General features: G+C 34.0%; 11 protein-coding genes and 2 pseudogenes. 10 read left to right on the top strand and 3 right to left on the bottom strand.

The features are described from left to right. Positions 1-43 precede the first annotated feature (43 nt). The 6 genes and pseudogenes from E0I26_RS09250 to E0I26_RS09225 all read left to right on the top strand — a co-directional run. Positions 44-1,153: a FecR family protein gene (locus tag E0I26_RS09250; RefSeq protein WP_131916206.1), complete on the top strand. Its 1,110-nt coding sequence runs from the start codon at positions 44-46 to the stop codon at positions 1,151-1,153. 539 nt (positions 1,154-1,692) lie between these two features. Next, on the top strand, positions 1,693-4,788 hold the full coding sequence (locus E0I26_RS09245) for a TonB-dependent receptor (protein WP_131916387.1): 3,096 nt from the start codon (positions 1,693-1,695) through the stop codon (positions 4,786-4,788). Positions 4,789-4,912: 124 nt separating this feature from the next. Further along, positions 4,913-6,904, top strand: coding sequence for an excinuclease ABC subunit UvrB (uvrB, locus tag E0I26_RS09240; protein ID WP_131916205.1), 1,992 nt, complete (start codon positions 4,913-4,915; stop codon positions 6,902-6,904). Between the two features lie 41 nt (positions 6,905-6,945). Then, entirely contained in the window at positions 6,946-7,503 is a 558-nt protein-coding gene (locus E0I26_RS09235) for a Crp/Fnr family transcriptional regulator (protein WP_131916204.1), read from the top strand. 72 nt (positions 7,504-7,575) lie between these two features. Beyond that, positions 7,576-9,024: an amidase gene (locus E0I26_RS09230; RefSeq protein ID WP_131916203.1), complete on the top strand. Its 1,449-nt coding sequence runs from the start codon at positions 7,576-7,578 to the stop codon at positions 9,022-9,024. Between the two features lie 20 nt (positions 9,025-9,044). Beyond that, positions 9,045-9,260, top strand: a pseudogene (locus E0I26_RS09225) (UvrB/UvrC motif-containing protein); the annotation flags it as partial. On the opposite strand, the gene E0I26_RS09220 reads toward E0I26_RS09225, so the two are convergent. Then, complete coding sequence (locus E0I26_RS09220) at positions 9,257-9,658, bottom strand: excinuclease ABC subunit B (RefSeq protein ID WP_131916202.1); 402 nt, start codon at positions 9,656-9,658, stop codon at positions 9,257-9,259. The pseudogene E0I26_RS09225 and the gene E0I26_RS09220 sit on opposite strands and share 4 nt — an antisense overlap. A 56-nt stretch (positions 9,659-9,714) precedes the next feature. On the opposite strand from E0I26_RS09220, the pseudogene E0I26_RS16725 reads away from it, so the two are divergent. From E0I26_RS16725 to E0I26_RS09200, 4 genes and pseudogenes are all read left to right on the top strand, one after another. Beyond that, positions 9,715-10,535 (top strand): annotated as a pseudogene (locus tag E0I26_RS16725) (alpha/beta hydrolase). A 51-nt stretch (positions 10,536-10,586) separates the two neighbouring features. Further along, positions 10,587-11,597 carry a dipeptide epimerase gene (locus E0I26_RS09210; RefSeq protein WP_131916201.1) on the top strand — a complete coding sequence of 337 codons (1,011 nt, stop codon included), beginning with the start codon at positions 10,587-10,589 and terminating at the stop codon, positions 11,595-11,597. A gap of 6 nt (positions 11,598-11,603) precedes the next feature. Next, entirely contained in the window at positions 11,604-12,635 is a 1,032-nt protein-coding gene (locus tag E0I26_RS09205; protein WP_131916200.1) for an aminotransferase class I/II-fold pyridoxal phosphate-dependent enzyme, read from the top strand. Positions 12,636-12,693: 58 nt separating this feature from the next. After that, positions 12,694-13,161, top strand: coding sequence for a DUF1456 family protein (locus tag E0I26_RS09200; protein WP_131916386.1), 468 nt, complete (start codon positions 12,694-12,696; stop codon positions 13,159-13,161). 21 nt (positions 13,162-13,182) lie between these two features. Here the strand turns inward: E0I26_RS09200 and E0I26_RS09195 are convergent, their stop codons facing one another. Beyond that, positions 13,183-13,887 carry a LytR/AlgR family response regulator transcription factor gene (locus tag E0I26_RS09195; protein ID WP_131916199.1) on the bottom strand — a complete coding sequence of 235 codons (705 nt, stop codon included), beginning with the start codon at positions 13,885-13,887 and terminating at the stop codon, positions 13,183-13,185. Next, positions 13,884-14,933, bottom strand: a complete 1,050-nt coding sequence (locus E0I26_RS09190; protein WP_131916198.1) for a sensor histidine kinase — start codon at positions 14,931-14,933, stop codon at positions 13,884-13,886. The genes E0I26_RS09195 and E0I26_RS09190 overlap by 4 nt, the downstream gene beginning before the upstream one ends. Positions 14,934-15,084: the final 151 nt, after the last annotated feature.

Here is a 15,084-nt window from a genome sequence, read left to right as displayed (position 1 = left end):
ATTAAGAAAATGGTCCTCTATATAATTGTAACCCCTTTTTTTGATGCAACAACGTAACAATTATACCGAGATAGAACACTTTTTAGCTGATGAATCATTCCGATTATGGGTGTGTTTCAAAGACGACCAACAAGATTGGGAAGAATGGACTTTAGAAAATTCCAGTCGTGCTAAATTGGTAGAAGAAGCCAGATTATGGTTGTTAGCGATGAAAGTTCCTAATGATGATTTATCTTCGGATGAAGTTCAAGATGCTCTGGAAGCCACTTGGGAAAAAATTGAAAGAAAAGAAGAAAATAAAAAGGAAAAGCCAGTTCTTAAACTATTGAGAAAAAGATGGTTTAATGGAGTTGCTGCTGTTTTGATTTTAAGTCTTTTATCCGGTTGGCTGTACAATCAAAGCAACACCGCTGAAAACTCGGCACTTACTTATAGTGAACTTATCCATGAAAATGAAGAAGGTCTGGTTGAACAAACTAATAATTCAGACAAACCACAAATAATAACATTATCCGATGGTAGTTCTGTTTTATTACAGCCCAACAGTAAACTAAGTTATCCTAAAATATTTGTGGGCAATGAAAGAAAAGTCTACCTCTCCGGTGAAGGCTTTTTCGAAATCAGTAAAGACCCTAAAAAACCATTTTTTGTTTTTGCGAATGAGATAGTTACAAAAGTAGTAGGGACCAGTTTTAAAATAAAAGCATACGCTAATCAGCCAAATGTGGAAGTTGTAGTTCGAACTGGAAAAGTAAAAGTAAGATCTAATGAATTAATCTCAAATCCAAAAGACGAACTGATTGTTTTATTACCCAATCAAGCCTTACGATTCGTTCGAAAAAATTTAAGTTTTAATAAAATTACCGATATCACACAGGATGAATCATTGAGTCGTTCGACCAGCAATATAGAGCAATTGGGATTTGAATTCACAGATATTCCTGTGGCACAAATTTTCAAAACTATTGAGCAGGGGTATTTAGTGAAAATTGATTTTCCTCAAACAAAATTAAAAGACTGCTATCTCACAACATCTTTAACGGATCAGCCTTTGCCTGAAAAGCTTAAAATTATTTGTAAAAGCCTTGGAAACAATACGAGTTACGAAATGAATGGAAACCAAATTATTATTATATCAGATGGATGTAACTAACATTATCTTGCCTATGAATTAAAGTATACAATAAAAAAAGCGCCGAAAATGCTGTAACATTCTCGACGCCTTGAATAAAATCAATCGCTCTCTGTAAAGAGTAATTGCTGTGTTCTACCAATACCCTAACTAACGAATATTAATAAAAACAGACCAAAACTATGAAAAAAACCGTCCTTAAACAACGACTACTAATTCGAATTATGAAAATAACCTTATTTCAATTTGTTTTAGCCCTTGTCTTTTCAAGTGTAACAATAGCGAATAATATCAGAGGTCAAAAAAAACTGGACACAAAGGTAACGATTACCGTGACCGATTTGAACTTAGATACTGCGCTGACTAAACTTGAGAAATTGGCACATGTGAAGTTTTCGTATAATTCGAGAATGTCACAATTGAATCAAAAAGTGAGTGTGTATGCTAATAATGAAGCATTATCAAGTGTACTGACGCGCATTTTAAAACCACTAAAAATTAATTATACCGAAGTAAGTAATCAGATTATTTTACAAAAGGAAGGTATTGCTAAAGCTGGGATGAATGGAGAGTTTTTCTCAACTTTAAATCAAAATACGATTGCCGAAATAATCAAAGGTCGTGTAGTTGATGAAAAAGGAGAATCTTTACCTGGCGTAACTATTCTTGTAAAAGGAACTACAAAAGGCACAACAACAGATATAGATGGAAACTATACTATTAGTGCTGAAATTGGAGATGTATTGCAATTTTCTTATGTGGGATTAGAAACTAAATCGGTAACTGTAACAGGAACTACATTAAACGTTACTTTAACGGGAAGTGGCGAAACACTACAAGATGTTGTCGTGATAGGTTCCCGTAATCCTGCAAGAACTGTAACAGAATCTGCAGTGCCTATTGATGTGATTTCTATGAAAGACATTGCTTCACAAGGTCCGCAAGTTAACTTAAATCAAATTTTGAACATGGTTGCGCCATCGTTTACATCAAATACTACGACTGTAGCTGACGGAACGGATCATATTGACCCTGCTCAATTAAGAGGTTTAGGACCAGACCAAGTATTGGTATTGGTTAACGGAAAAAGAAGACATACTTCTTCGTTAGTAAATATTAATGGTTCACCGGGAAGAGGATCGGTAGGAACGGATTTAAATGCTATTCCTGCTTTTGCTATCGAAAAAATTGAAGTATTAAGAGATGGAGCTTCTGCACAATATGGATCTGACGCTATTGCGGGTGTAATCAATATTAACGTAAAGAAAAACACCAATAAATTAGATGTTGCTCTTTTTGCCGGAAGTAACTTTTCTAAAAATGCAAACGACCACACAGGAGGGAATGACGGTAACAACTACCAACTAGATTTAAACTACGGTACAGGTCTTGGGAAAGAGAAAAGTTTCATAAATGTGACTGGTAGTTTTCAATTGCGTGATGCTACAAGCAGAGCAAAAGAAGTTACAGGAACTTTGTTTAATGCATACAATGCCATAGAACAAAGAGCTGCTGAGGCAGGAACAAATATCAATGCTCTTTTTGGAAATATTGGTACTGCATCAAGTCCTACCGCAAATGAATCACAAATTGTTTCTGCAATAAAAACGTATGCTCCACAAGTAGGATATTTTACAACTGCTCAACAAGCATCAATTGCGGGAGCAACTTCATTATATGGCACTACAGGAATGCAAAATATCTTGAGTGGTATTGGTGATGCTACTGCAGGAGAATTAGGCTATAGAGGTCTTGAAAGAAAAAATTTCAATATGAGAGTAGGACAATCTTCCTTGAAAAGTGCTCAGTTCTTTTTGAATGCCGCTTATCCAATCAATGATAAATTGGAAGCCTATACATTTGGTGGGACTAGTTATAGAACCGGAGAAGCAGCCGGTTTTTACAGAAGACCTAATCAAGCCAGATCATACACGGGATTGTATCCAAACGGATTTTTGCCAGAGATACATTCTACAATCAACGATGTCTCAGTTGCTGCTGGTCTTAGAGGTATGCTATTCGAAAATTGGAATTTTGACTTAAGCAATACTTTTGGAAGAAATGCTTTTGATTACAATATCGAGAATACGGTAAATGCTTCTTTAAGAGAAAATTCTCCAACTGAGTTTGACGCAGGTGGTTTGGCTTTTTCCCAAAACACAACAAATTTTGACATGAACAGAAAATTTGATGTACTAAAAGGACTGAACGTTGCTTTTGGTGCTGAGTATCGTCATGAAAACTTCGCCATCACTGCAGGTCAGCCAGAATCATATAATTTATATGATATTGATGGAGGTATAGTAACCGGAACAACTCCTGCAAACATTAAAGTTACTGACTTTTTTGGTGCAGCAAGACCAAATGGCTCACAAGTATTCCCAGGTTTCAGACCTGCAAATGCAATTGACAAAGACCGTAACAGTGTAGCTATTTATACTGATTTAGAATTAGACGTTACTGACAAATGGTTAGTAAACGGAGCGGTTCGTTTTGAGAATTATTCTGATTTTGGAAACACCACTAATTTTAAATTAGCTTCCCGTTACAAAATAACAGACAACATCAACTTACGTGGTGCCGTTTCAACAGGGTTTAGAGCACCATCATTACACCAAATTTATTTCAATTCAACTGCTACACAATTTGTAGGTGGTGTACCATTTGAAGTTGGAACTTTCAGTAATGATTCGCAAGCGGCGCAATTATTAGGAATTCCTAAATTGAAAGAAGAACAATCTAAAAGTGCCAGTATTGGATTTACAGCAAAAATACCTGAAGCCAATTTAACCTTTACAGCGGATGCTTATATTGTAAAAATAGACGACAGAGTTGTTCTTACGGATCAATTTTCAAGACCGGGCGGAACTCCTGCAGCTGGATCGCCAAATGCAATTTTGAATGCATTATTTGATACTGCCGGTGCCACAGCAGCAACTTTTTTTGCTAATGCAATTGACACGGAATCAAAAGGAATTGATGTTGTAATAAGTCATAAAACAAGTTTTGGAAATAACGTTTCTCTAAAAACAGATTTATCAGGAACTTTTTCTAAAACCTACAGAGTTGGAGAAATTCACGCTTCACCAGTATTAGAAGCTGCTGGTCAGGTAAACAGATACTATTCTGAAGCAAGTAGAGTATACTTACAAGAAGCAATTCCTAGAGTTAAAGCAAATTTAACCAATTCTCTTTCCTACAAAAAAATCGATTTCTTCTTGCGAAATGTTTATTTTGGTAAAGTTACTGATCCAAATACTGCAGACGTAAATGGCGACGGATTTATTGGAGCAACGATTATAAATGGGCAAGCAATCGAAAATGAGCATCCAATTTGGGGAGCTAAAATCATTACTGATTTATCAGTAGGTTTCAAAATTACTAAGGCTGCAAAAATTGTTATTGGTGCCAATAATATTTTTGATATTTATCCAGATTTAAATCTAGGTCCAATTTCAGCAAAAAGACCTACAAACATAGTTAACGGATCATTAACCCCTGCTTCTGGTTTGGATACAAGCGGAAATATTGCATATAATACATCCGCATCAACGGTTGATTTATCAAATGCAAACCAATTTGTATATTCCAGAAATACATCTCAATTTGGTCAAAACGGAAGATTTGTTTTTGCCAGATTAAGCTTCAGTTTCTAAAAATTTAGTTTATTTTAAAAAAACCATTCGCTTAGGTGAATGGTTTTTTTTTGGCTAAAACTTTGGTTAAAAAAGAATCCAAACTTTGTACCTTTGCAGCTCTAAAACTTTGCCCCTTAATTAAATGAATTTCCAAGTAGTATCCGATTACCAGCCGAAAGGCGACCAACCACAAGCGATTGAAAAATTGACTCAAGGGATTATTGATGGTGATAAATTCCAAACACTTTTAGGAGTTACCGGATCCGGAAAAACATTTACGGTGGCCAATGTCATTCAGGAAGTGCAAAGACCCACATTGGTTTTGGCACACAACAAAACCTTGGCAGCACAATTGTACTCGGAGTTCAAGCAGTTTTTTCCGAATAATGCCGTGGAATATTTCGTTTCGTACTACGATTATTACCAACCCGAAGCTTTTATGCCTGTAACCGGCGTTTTCATTGAAAAGGATTTATCCATCAATGAAGAACTGGAAAAAATGCGAATGTCAACAACTGCTTCGTTGCTTTCCGGACGAAGAGATATTTTGGTAGTGGCATCGGTTTCGTGTTTGTATGGTATTGGAAATCCTATCGAATTTCAGAAAAACTTAATTCCGATTGAGAAGGGACAAATCATTTCCCGAACCAAATTATTGCATCAACTGGTGCAAAGTTTATATTCCAGAACTGAAGCTGATTTTAATCCTGGAAGTTTCAGGATAAAAGGCGATACAGTAGATGTTTATCCAAGTTATGCGGATGAAGCGTACCGAATCCATTTCTTTGGCGACGAAATCGAGGAAATTGAAAGTTTCGACACAAAGAATTCTCAGGTCATCGAAAAATTTGACAGACTGACGATTTACCCTGCCAATATGTTTGTGACTTCGCCAGATGTGTTGCAAGGTGCGATATGGGAAATCCAACAGGATTTAGTAAAACAGGTCGACTATTTCAAGGAAATCGGCAAACATTTAGAAGCAAAACGATTGGAAGAACGCACCAATTTTGATTTGGAAATGATTCGCGAACTCGGTTACTGCTCCGGAATCGAAAATTATTCCCGTTACCTCGATGGTCGTTTACCAGGAACTAGGCCTTTTTGCTTGCTGGATTATTTCCCGAAAGATTACTTAATGGTCGTAGATGAAAGCCACGTGACACTTTCACAAGTTAGTGCTATGTATGGCGGAGACAGAAGCCGAAAAGAAAATTTAGTGGAATATGGTTTCCGACTTCCCGCAGCGATGGATAACCGTCCTTTGAAGTTTGAAGAATTTGAAGCGATGCAAAATCAGGTTATTTACGTTTCGGCAACGCCAGCCGATTATGAACTACAAAAAACTGAAGGTGTCGTTGTCGAACAGGTAATTCGTCCGACAGGATTATTGGATCCCATTATTGAAATCCGACCAAGTTTAAACCAAATCGATGATTTAATTGAAGAAATTCAGGTTCGAGCCGAAATTGACGAACGTGTTTTAGTGACCACTTTAACCAAAAGAATGGCGGAAGAATTAGCTAAATATTTAACCAAAGTCAATATTCGTTGCCGCTATATTCACTCCGAAGTAGATACTTTGGAACGAATCGAAATCATGCAAGATTTGCGAAAAGGAATTTTTGATGTGTTAATTGGTGTAAACTTACTTCGTGAAGGCTTAGATTTACCCGAAGTTTCTTTGGTTGCTATTTTAGACGCAGACAAGGAAGGCTTTTTGAGAAGTCATCGTTCGCTTACGCAAACCATTGGTCGTGCAGCAAGAAACCTGAACGGAAAAGCAATTATGTATGCGGATAAAATTACGGCAAGCATGCAAAAAACCATTGATGAAACCAATTATCGCAGAACCAAACAAATTAATTACAATACTGCAAATAATTTGGTACCACAAGCCTTGAATAAAAAAATAGAAAGTGCTTTTACCAAAAATCCTTTGGCAGATTATGAATTAGGCTATACTAATTCAATTGCTGCAGAACCTATTACAGAATATTTATCAAAACCGGATATTGAGAAACGCATTCGTGAAAAACGTAAATCAATGGAGAAAGCCGCTAAAGAATTAGACTTTATGCAGGCGGCAAAATTACGTGATGAAATAAAAGCGTTGCAAGGACAATTGGTATAATTATTTTTTAAAAGTTGTATATTAACCCAAAAGAAACGAAATTGATATTTGAAAAACTTAACCTATCCGACAAACATTCTGCAGAATTTTTTCAAGACATTAGTAAGCTAATGAATTTTCAGGAATTTTCAAACAAGCATATTTTACACACCGAAGGCGAAGTTTGCGACAAAATTTATATCATCCATAAAGGATTAGCCAGAGCCTATTATTATAAAGACGGTAAAGATATTACTGCCCATTTTGCCGTTGAAAACACTTCTATTACAGCCATAGATAGTTTTATTCAAAGGAAAAAAAGCAGATATAACATTGAATTATTAGAAGATACTTCTCTGTCATTTATAAGTTATAACGAATGGCAAAATTTACTTGCGGAGAAATCACATTATGAAAAATACGCTAGAATTTTTCTCGAAAACATATATATTGATATTGCAGAACGCATTGAAGATTTACTTTTCCACACTGCAAAAGAACGATACGATAAAATTACAGTCAAGTTTCCAAATCTTTTACAACGAGTAAACTTAGGGCATATAGCCTCTTATATTGGGATCACCCAAGAAACATTGAGTAGAATAAGAGCAGAAAAATAAATATAGGATTTTGATATATGTCAAAAAGATATCATTTCAGATGGACGTAACTTTGTCAAAATAATTTTTGAAATGAAAAACATTATATTTGAAAGTGCTATAAATATTGGTCAAAAAATTAAATCCAAAGAAATAAGTGTTGTAGAAATAGCTGAAGCTTTTCTAAATCAGATCGACAAACATAATCCTAAAGTTAATGCAATTTATCAGTTAAGGGATCGAGAAGAAATTATCAAGGAAGCCAAAGAAAAGGATTTACAAATTGCAAATGGAGAAAAACTAGGTTTACTTCACGGAATTCCGATAAATATAAAAGACAGTTTTTTAGTTAAAGGTTTAAAAACTTCTAATGGAGACCCAATGTTGAGAAATTATGTTGCAACTGAAGATGCTGAACTTGTAAAAAGGCTGAAAGAAGCAGGCGCGATAATTCTTGGGAAAACAAATGTTGCTTTATATTGTATCGATTGGCAAAGCAATAATTTCTGGAACGGAAGAACTAATAATCCGTATGATTTAAATAGGGTTGCAGGTGGAAGTTCTGGTGGTACTGCAGTTGCTGTTGCTTCTGGGTTTGGAGCTCTAGATTTGGGAGCAGATGCCGGCGGTTCAATAAGAGTACCAGCTCATTTTAATGGGATTTGCGGTTTAAGACCTACTGAAGGTTTACTTTCAAATAGAGGGCATCTGAAACATCCAAAAAAACCTCAAGGAAGAAGACATATTATTACACCAGGCCCTTTAGCAAAAAATGTTGAGGATATTTTATTGATGATGCAAGTTTTAACCAATTTCAAAAACCATCCACTTCCTGAAATTCCCAATGTAGATTTTAATTCAACTTTTTGGAATGGAGACAAACTAAATATCGCTTATGCTGAAACCATTAATAGTACCGAAGTGGATAATGAATACTTAACTATTTTCAATGGTTTCATCAATAAACTTAAAAACACCGAACATCATATTCAAGAAGAAAGCCCTATTTACGATGAAAAAAGAGCTTATTTAGAATGTCAGAAAATTATAGGTTTTGAAATAGGAATTAACAATCCCAAAGTTCCGCTATTAGCAAGTTTTATGTTTGGCTTTATTTATCTAAAATACAGAGATTTTTTATGGGCAAAAGGTATGGCTTTAGGACAAAGGCTTAGCAATATTAATTACGCCAAAGCAATCGATTATAAAGATCAATTCAGTGCTATTTATCAAGGTTTTTTGTCAAAATATGACATTTGGATTACGCCAGTTTGTTCTTTTGAAGCTTACCCACACCAAAATACACGGAAGTCATTTATGGTAAACAATAAAAAAGTTGGTTATACAGAAGCGATGGCTTCATTCAATTTTACAACCGCATTTTCAGGGCATCCAATTCTTGTAATTCCAATTGGAAAAAAGAGAAACGGATTACCCGTCGGAATTCAAATTCACTCCAAAAAATGGAATGATAAAAAACTACTCGAAATTGCAAAATATTTTGAAAGATTTACAAATGGATTTGAAGAACCAATATTATAAAAAATACTGTTACTAATTGAAGTCGCTTTACCAAAAATCCTCTAGCCGATTATGAATTAGGCTATACTCTTTCAAATGCAGCCGAACCTGGTACAGAATATTTATCAAAACATGATATTGAGAAACGCATTCGTGAAAAACGTAAATCAATGGAGAAAGCGGCTAAAGAATTGGACTTTATGCAGGCGGCAAAATTACGTGATGAAATAAAAGCGCTACAAGGGCAATTGTCTTAATTATGTTGCTCCTGAAAAACATTCAATAAAACTTCGCCGTCAATTATCGCGTTTGGTGCCCCATTCATCAACTTAAGAATTCGTTTTGTGGCTATAGGGTTAAGTCCCATATCAATAGCTATTTGCAGAATAGCAGTCGTTTCTTTTTCATGCAAAATCCCATCACAATACATCAACAAGGCCAATCTGTAAAATTGTTGAATGCGTAAAAACTCCGATTTAATTGGTAATTGTGGTAATTCCTGATGAAATAAATCTTTAAAAACATCTATTTCGAAACTCAACTCATTAGCTATAATTGCTAAAAAATCATATTCTCTCTTATGCAAATATCCATCAACAGTGGAAAAAGCAATCATCTCCAAAAGTAAACTCCTCTTTTCTTCGAATGTATTCATCAAATTATTATTTTTAGCTAAAATATTGTTTTTAAATCAAAATACAAAAACTAATAATGATTCGACCACAGTTCCTACTGCTTCTCTTCTTTTTTACAATAGTAAAAATTGCTGCTCAGGACTCTGAACAGTCGAAACAAAGCACTGCTTCAAAACAAGTTTCTACTTTTACTATTGAAGCACCACAACTTCAAACGGCAAAGAAAATTTGGGTGTATTTGCCAGAAAATTATGAAACGTCAAAAAAGAAATTCTCAGTAATTTACATGCATGATGCTCAAAATTTATTTGATGCTAAAACTTCCTATTCGGGTGAATGGAATGTCGATGAAAAACTGGACAGCCTAAAAGCACAAGTTATTGTTGTAGGAATCGAACATGGAAATGACAAACGAATCGATGAATTAACGCCTTTTAAAAACGAAAAATATGGTGGTGGAAAAGCGGACAGTTATTTAGAATTTATCGTAAAACATTAAAACCAAAAATAGATGAAACCTACAGAACCAAAACTGACAAGAAAAACGCCATCATTATGGGAAGTTCCCTTGGCGGACTTACTTCCTATTATGCCATTTTAAAATACCCTGAAATATTTGGAAAAGCGGGTGTGTTTTCTCCTTCATTTTGGTACAGTAAAGACATTTATAATCTGACTGAAAAATCTAAAAAGATAAAGTCTAAAATCTATTTCCTATGTGGCGATACTGAAAGTGACGATATGGTTTCGGATATGAACAAAATGGAATATTTATTAAATTCAAATAGATGTTACTGCCTTAATTTGAATGAAAAGAAAATTGTAAAAGGCGGGCAACACAACGAAAAACTCTGGCGCGATGGTTTTGTGAAAGCAGTGTTATGGCTTGGTTACTAAACCTCCTATTTAAAGAAACTCATTAATTTAAAGTGTAAAAATCAGATTCAAATGGAACTAATATTAAGAGAATACAACCTCAAATTAAAACATACCTTCACGATTTCAAGAGAATCGATCGACTTTCAGCCTTCTTTGATTGTGGAGTTAAATAGTGATGGTTTTTCAGGTTTTGGCGAAGCAACTTCTAATCCATATTACAAGACAACAGTTCCGGTGATGATGCAGGATTTAGAAAAAATTCGCACCATAATCGAAACCACTACAGATGAAACTCCGGAAGCTTTTTGGTCAAAGATTCACCCCTATTTAAAAGATGATATGTTTGCATTGTGTGCTTTGGATATGGCATATACAGATTTGTATGCTCGTAAAAAAGGAAAGAAATTATACGAATTGTGGAATTATACTACTGAGAGAAATCCATTAACTGATTACACGATTGGAATTGCATCCATAGAAAAAATGGTGGCAAAAATGAAGGAACTGCCTTGGCCAATTTATAAAATAAAATTAGGGACTAAAGAAGACATCGCCATTGTTACAGAACTTCGAAAACATACCAATGCCATTTTTAGAATCGATGCTAATTGTGGTTGGGGAGTTGAAGAAACCATAAACAATGCTGTTGAACTGAAAAAACTGGGTGTGGAATTCTTGGAACAACCCATGAAAGCAGACAATTGGGAAGGACACAAGGAAGTTTTCAAACATTCGGTTTTGCCAATAATAGCAGACGAAAGTTGTATTATTGAGGAAGATGTAGCCAAATGTCACCATCATTTTCATGGAGTGAATGTCAAATTAGTAAAATGTGGCGGACTAACTCCCGGAAGACGAATGATTCAGGAAGCCAAGAAATTAGGATTGAAAACTATGGTGGGTTGTATGACCGAATCAACTGTAGGAATATCTGCGATTGCTCATTTATTGCCGCAACTGGATTATGTAGATATGGATGGCGCATTGCTTTTGGCTGAAGATATTGCCTCTGGAATAACAATAGATTTTGGTAAAATAAGCTATTCTGAAATCAATGGAACCGGTGTAACTTTAATGTAGTTTTAAATGAAAGTCAATCAATTTCCAGACCGAATAATTGAAATCGAAAATGAAGAATACCTCTATTTTGGAGGAACGGCTTATTTGGGTTTACCAACGCATCCCGAATTCCAAAAACTGCTCCTCAAAAATATTTTGCAATGGGGAACGGCATATGGAAGCTCGAGAAGTGCCAATATTCAACTAACCGCCTACGAAAACGGTGAACGATTTTTAGCTAATTACATCAAAGCAGATGATGCACTTACCCTTTCTTCCGGCATGTTGGCGGGGAAATTAATAGTAGAGGCATTAACACCTGAAACCGATTGCTTTTTTCATTTTCCGGATACGCATACTGCCATAAAAGTGCCAAATAGTTTACCTGTTTTTATTGGAAATGAATTAAATCCTCGTTTGCTGGATAACGTAACTGAAAAAATCACGATTCTAACTGATTCTGTTCCATCATTTCATATAAAACCTATAGATCTTTCTATTCTAAATTCGATTCCTTCCAATAAAGAAATCACTTTGGTTATTGACGAATCGCATTCGCTTGGAATTTTGGGTACGTATGGGTGTGGGATTTATTCGACAATCAACATTCCCAATATTAAAAGAAAAATCATGGTATCGTCTTTGGGCAAAGCTTTTGGATTGACGGGAGGTGTAATTGCCAGTGATTCCGAATTTATTAATCAGATTGCAACTCACGATACTTTTGTTTCCAGTGCGGGGATGAATACCGCATTTGTACAAACCATGGCAGATGCAGCAGCGATTTATTTGCAACAGCATCAAAAATTAAAAGACAGTTTAAACTACATTAATACTCATTTGATTAAAAACAGAGTTGTTCATTTTGACCCCAATTATCCGCTAATTTATCCAGAAATCGAAGGACTAAATGAAATTTTCACTGCGAATAAAATCATAGTGACTAATTTTAAATATCCAACAGACACCAAGGATTTAAATCGAATTGTAATTACTGCCAATCACAAAAAAGAAGATTTGGATAAAATAATTCACATTCTGAACCAAAATCAATTCTAAATCGAAAATTGTGGTGCAATTGCTTTTTAACCGTACCTTTGTAAAAAATTAGAATATGATGACAAACAACGATATCTTTAAAAAACTTCGTGTAGCGTTAATGTTACGTGACGATCAAATAGTTGAAATATTAGAATTGGTGGATTTTAGAATCACTAAATCAGAATTGGGTGCTTTTTTTCGTGATGAAAAACATGAAAATTATATGGAATGTGGTGACCAAGTGTTGCGTAATTTCCTAAATGCATTGGTAATTCACTTGCGTGGAACGAAAGAAAATCCAAAAAATCCAAATGATGTTTTAGCCAAACACAAAGCTCAAATTCCTGTAAAAGAAGGCGCTTCAGAAAGAACGGAATTTAAAGCAAAGCCAAAAGACGAAGAAAAATCAAGAGGAGATCAAAGTCCTTCTAAATCAAAGCCCGCTTCTAAAAAAACCTCAAAAAAAGAATATCCAAAAGGGAATAACAAAATACAAGTCGTAGAGAAAGTGAAATTTAATTTCGGTAAGAATAAAAAATCCTAAGTTTAGACTTAGGATTTTTTTTTATATCTTATTGTTGCCAATTCGTTCAAAAAAAGCATCTTTAAAAGTAGCACCGATTGGCAATTCCTTTTCATTGATAAAAACAGAAAAATTGTCAGTTGCTACAATTTGTTTTAAAGAAACCACATATGATTTATGAATCTGAACAAACTCATTTTGTGGCAATGATTCAATTACGTTTTTCAACGAAGAATGTGTGATGATTTTTTGAACAGTAGTATGAATGCAAACATAATTTTGAAGACTTTCAACATACAAAATATCATTTAAGAATATTTTTGAAAATTTATTTTTACCATCCGTTTTTATAAAAATAAATTCAAGTTGACTGTTACTTTTAATTGCTTGTTTTGGAACAATATTCACCTTTGAAACCGCTTGATAAAAACGCTCAAAAGAAATTGGTTTTAGTAAATAATCAATCGCATTGAGCTCAAAACCTTCTAAAGCAAAATCAGGATATGCCGTTGTAAAAATGACTTTTATATCTTTAGAAATAATTTTTGAAAGCTGTAAACCTGTTAGTTGTGGCATTTGAATATCTAAAAAAACTAAATCAACACTTTGAGAATTCAGAAATTCTAAAGCTTTCATCGAATCATTAAAAACACCTACTTTTTCAAGGAAAGAAACTTTCTGGAAATAGCTTTCCAAGATGCGAATTGCAGGCGGTTCGTCATCGACAATGATGCATTTAATTTTCATAAATAATCAATCTTTAAAGGAATTTTTAAATACGTTTTAAAGGTATCATTTTCTTGTGTTTTCTCTAACACAAATTTTTCTTTATAAGTATATTCTAAACGTTTTGTCAGGTTTTCAAATCCAATTCCTGTCGAAGAATAATTTTCTCCTTGAATGATATAATTAAACGTTGAAATTTCTACAAAACCATCTTTTACATTTATCAAAATCGATGCTTTTTTATCACAATCATTCAGTTTTCCATGTTTAAACACATTTTCTATAAAATGAATTAAAACTGAAGGAAGAATCAACTCATTACTATAATTCCCCTCGATAGAAAAACTTAAAAAGAGTTGATTTTCAAATCTTTTCCCCTGCAAATGAATATAATTTTGCAGGAACTGAATTTCTTTGGAAAGCAATACCAGTTCTTTTTCAGTTTCCGCAATCACATAACGAAGTAAATCAGACAAAATTAATAAATCAGATGCCGCTTCAGCATCTTTTTCAATCCAATCACTATAAAAAGAATTTAAAGTATTGAACAAAAAATGTGGACTGACTTGTGATTTTAACAACTGAAATTCGGCCTTTTTATTCTCTAAAAGCAATTGCTGATTTTGTTTTTCAGCCTCTTGAAATTGCCAAAATAAATAAGCCAAAGTACTAATAATTACAGATGGCAATCCAAAGAAAAAATTATCCCGAACATAGAATTCAATTTCTCTTGATTTTTCAACATAATTATGAATTCCTGTGATTTCAAAAAGAACAATTTCTTGAAAAAAATACCGTACCCCAGCAAAAGTAATTAATGAAACAGGAATACTTAACAAGTAAAATAAAATCCTTTTTTTACTTAAAAACCAATTGCAAAAAGTATAAAAATTCAAAATATAAATTGCAAAAATCGCCATAAATCCACTTACCGAAAACAAAAAATCCATCCTATTGAAAATGAATAAAATTTCCATTTTATTGACACCAATGTTCCATAGATAAAAAGTAACAAATAATCCTAAAAACAGAATAATGTGATAATAAAAAGGGGGCTTTAGTTTCATAATTGGGTACTAATATATTCAAAAATACAATTATGTCTTTAATCAAAATCATTATTTATAGGAAATCACATTTTTTTGAGATGAACTGCAATAATCAGTACACAAAATTTTTCATCAACTGATTTTGACAATTTACAATTTGTAATTCGGT

This window comes from Flavobacterium rhamnosiphilum, from assembly GCF_004349195.1.
In the GTDB taxonomy this organism is placed as follows: Bacteria; Bacteroidota; Bacteroidia; order Flavobacteriales; family Flavobacteriaceae; genus Flavobacterium; species Flavobacterium rhamnosiphilum.
Note: the sequence above shows the minus strand (reverse complement) of the source record. Positions and strands in the feature narration are given on the sequence as shown.

Coding starts and splice junctions, on each gene's coding strand:
- uvrB (WP_131916205.1), top strand. CDS start 4,913: ATGAATTTCCAAGTAGTATCCGATTACCAGCCGAAAGGCGACCAACCA.
- E0I26_RS09245 (WP_131916387.1), top strand. CDS start 1,693: ATGAATGGAGAGTTTTTCTCAACTTTAAATCAAAATACGATTGCCGAA.
- E0I26_RS09250 (WP_131916206.1), top strand. CDS start 44: ATGCAACAACGTAACAATTATACCGAGATAGAACACTTTTTAGCTGAT.
- E0I26_RS09220 (WP_131916202.1), bottom strand. CDS start 9,658: ATGAATACATTCGAAGAAAAGAGGAGTTTACTTTTGGAGATGATTGCT.
- E0I26_RS09190 (WP_131916198.1), bottom strand. CDS start 14,933: ATGAAACTAAAGCCCCCTTTTTATTATCACATTATTCTGTTTTTAGGA.
- E0I26_RS09210 (WP_131916201.1), top strand. CDS start 10,587: ATGGAACTAATATTAAGAGAATACAACCTCAAATTAAAACATACCTTC.
- E0I26_RS09200 (WP_131916386.1), top strand. CDS start 12,694: ATGACAAACAACGATATCTTTAAAAAACTTCGTGTAGCGTTAATGTTA.
- E0I26_RS09195 (WP_131916199.1), bottom strand. CDS start 13,887: ATGAAAATTAAATGCATCATTGTCGATGACGAACCGCCTGCAATTCGC.
- E0I26_RS09230 (WP_131916203.1), top strand. CDS start 7,576: ATGAAAAACATTATATTTGAAAGTGCTATAAATATTGGTCAAAAAATT.
- E0I26_RS09205 (WP_131916200.1), top strand. CDS start 11,604: ATGAAAGTCAATCAATTTCCAGACCGAATAATTGAAATCGAAAATGAA.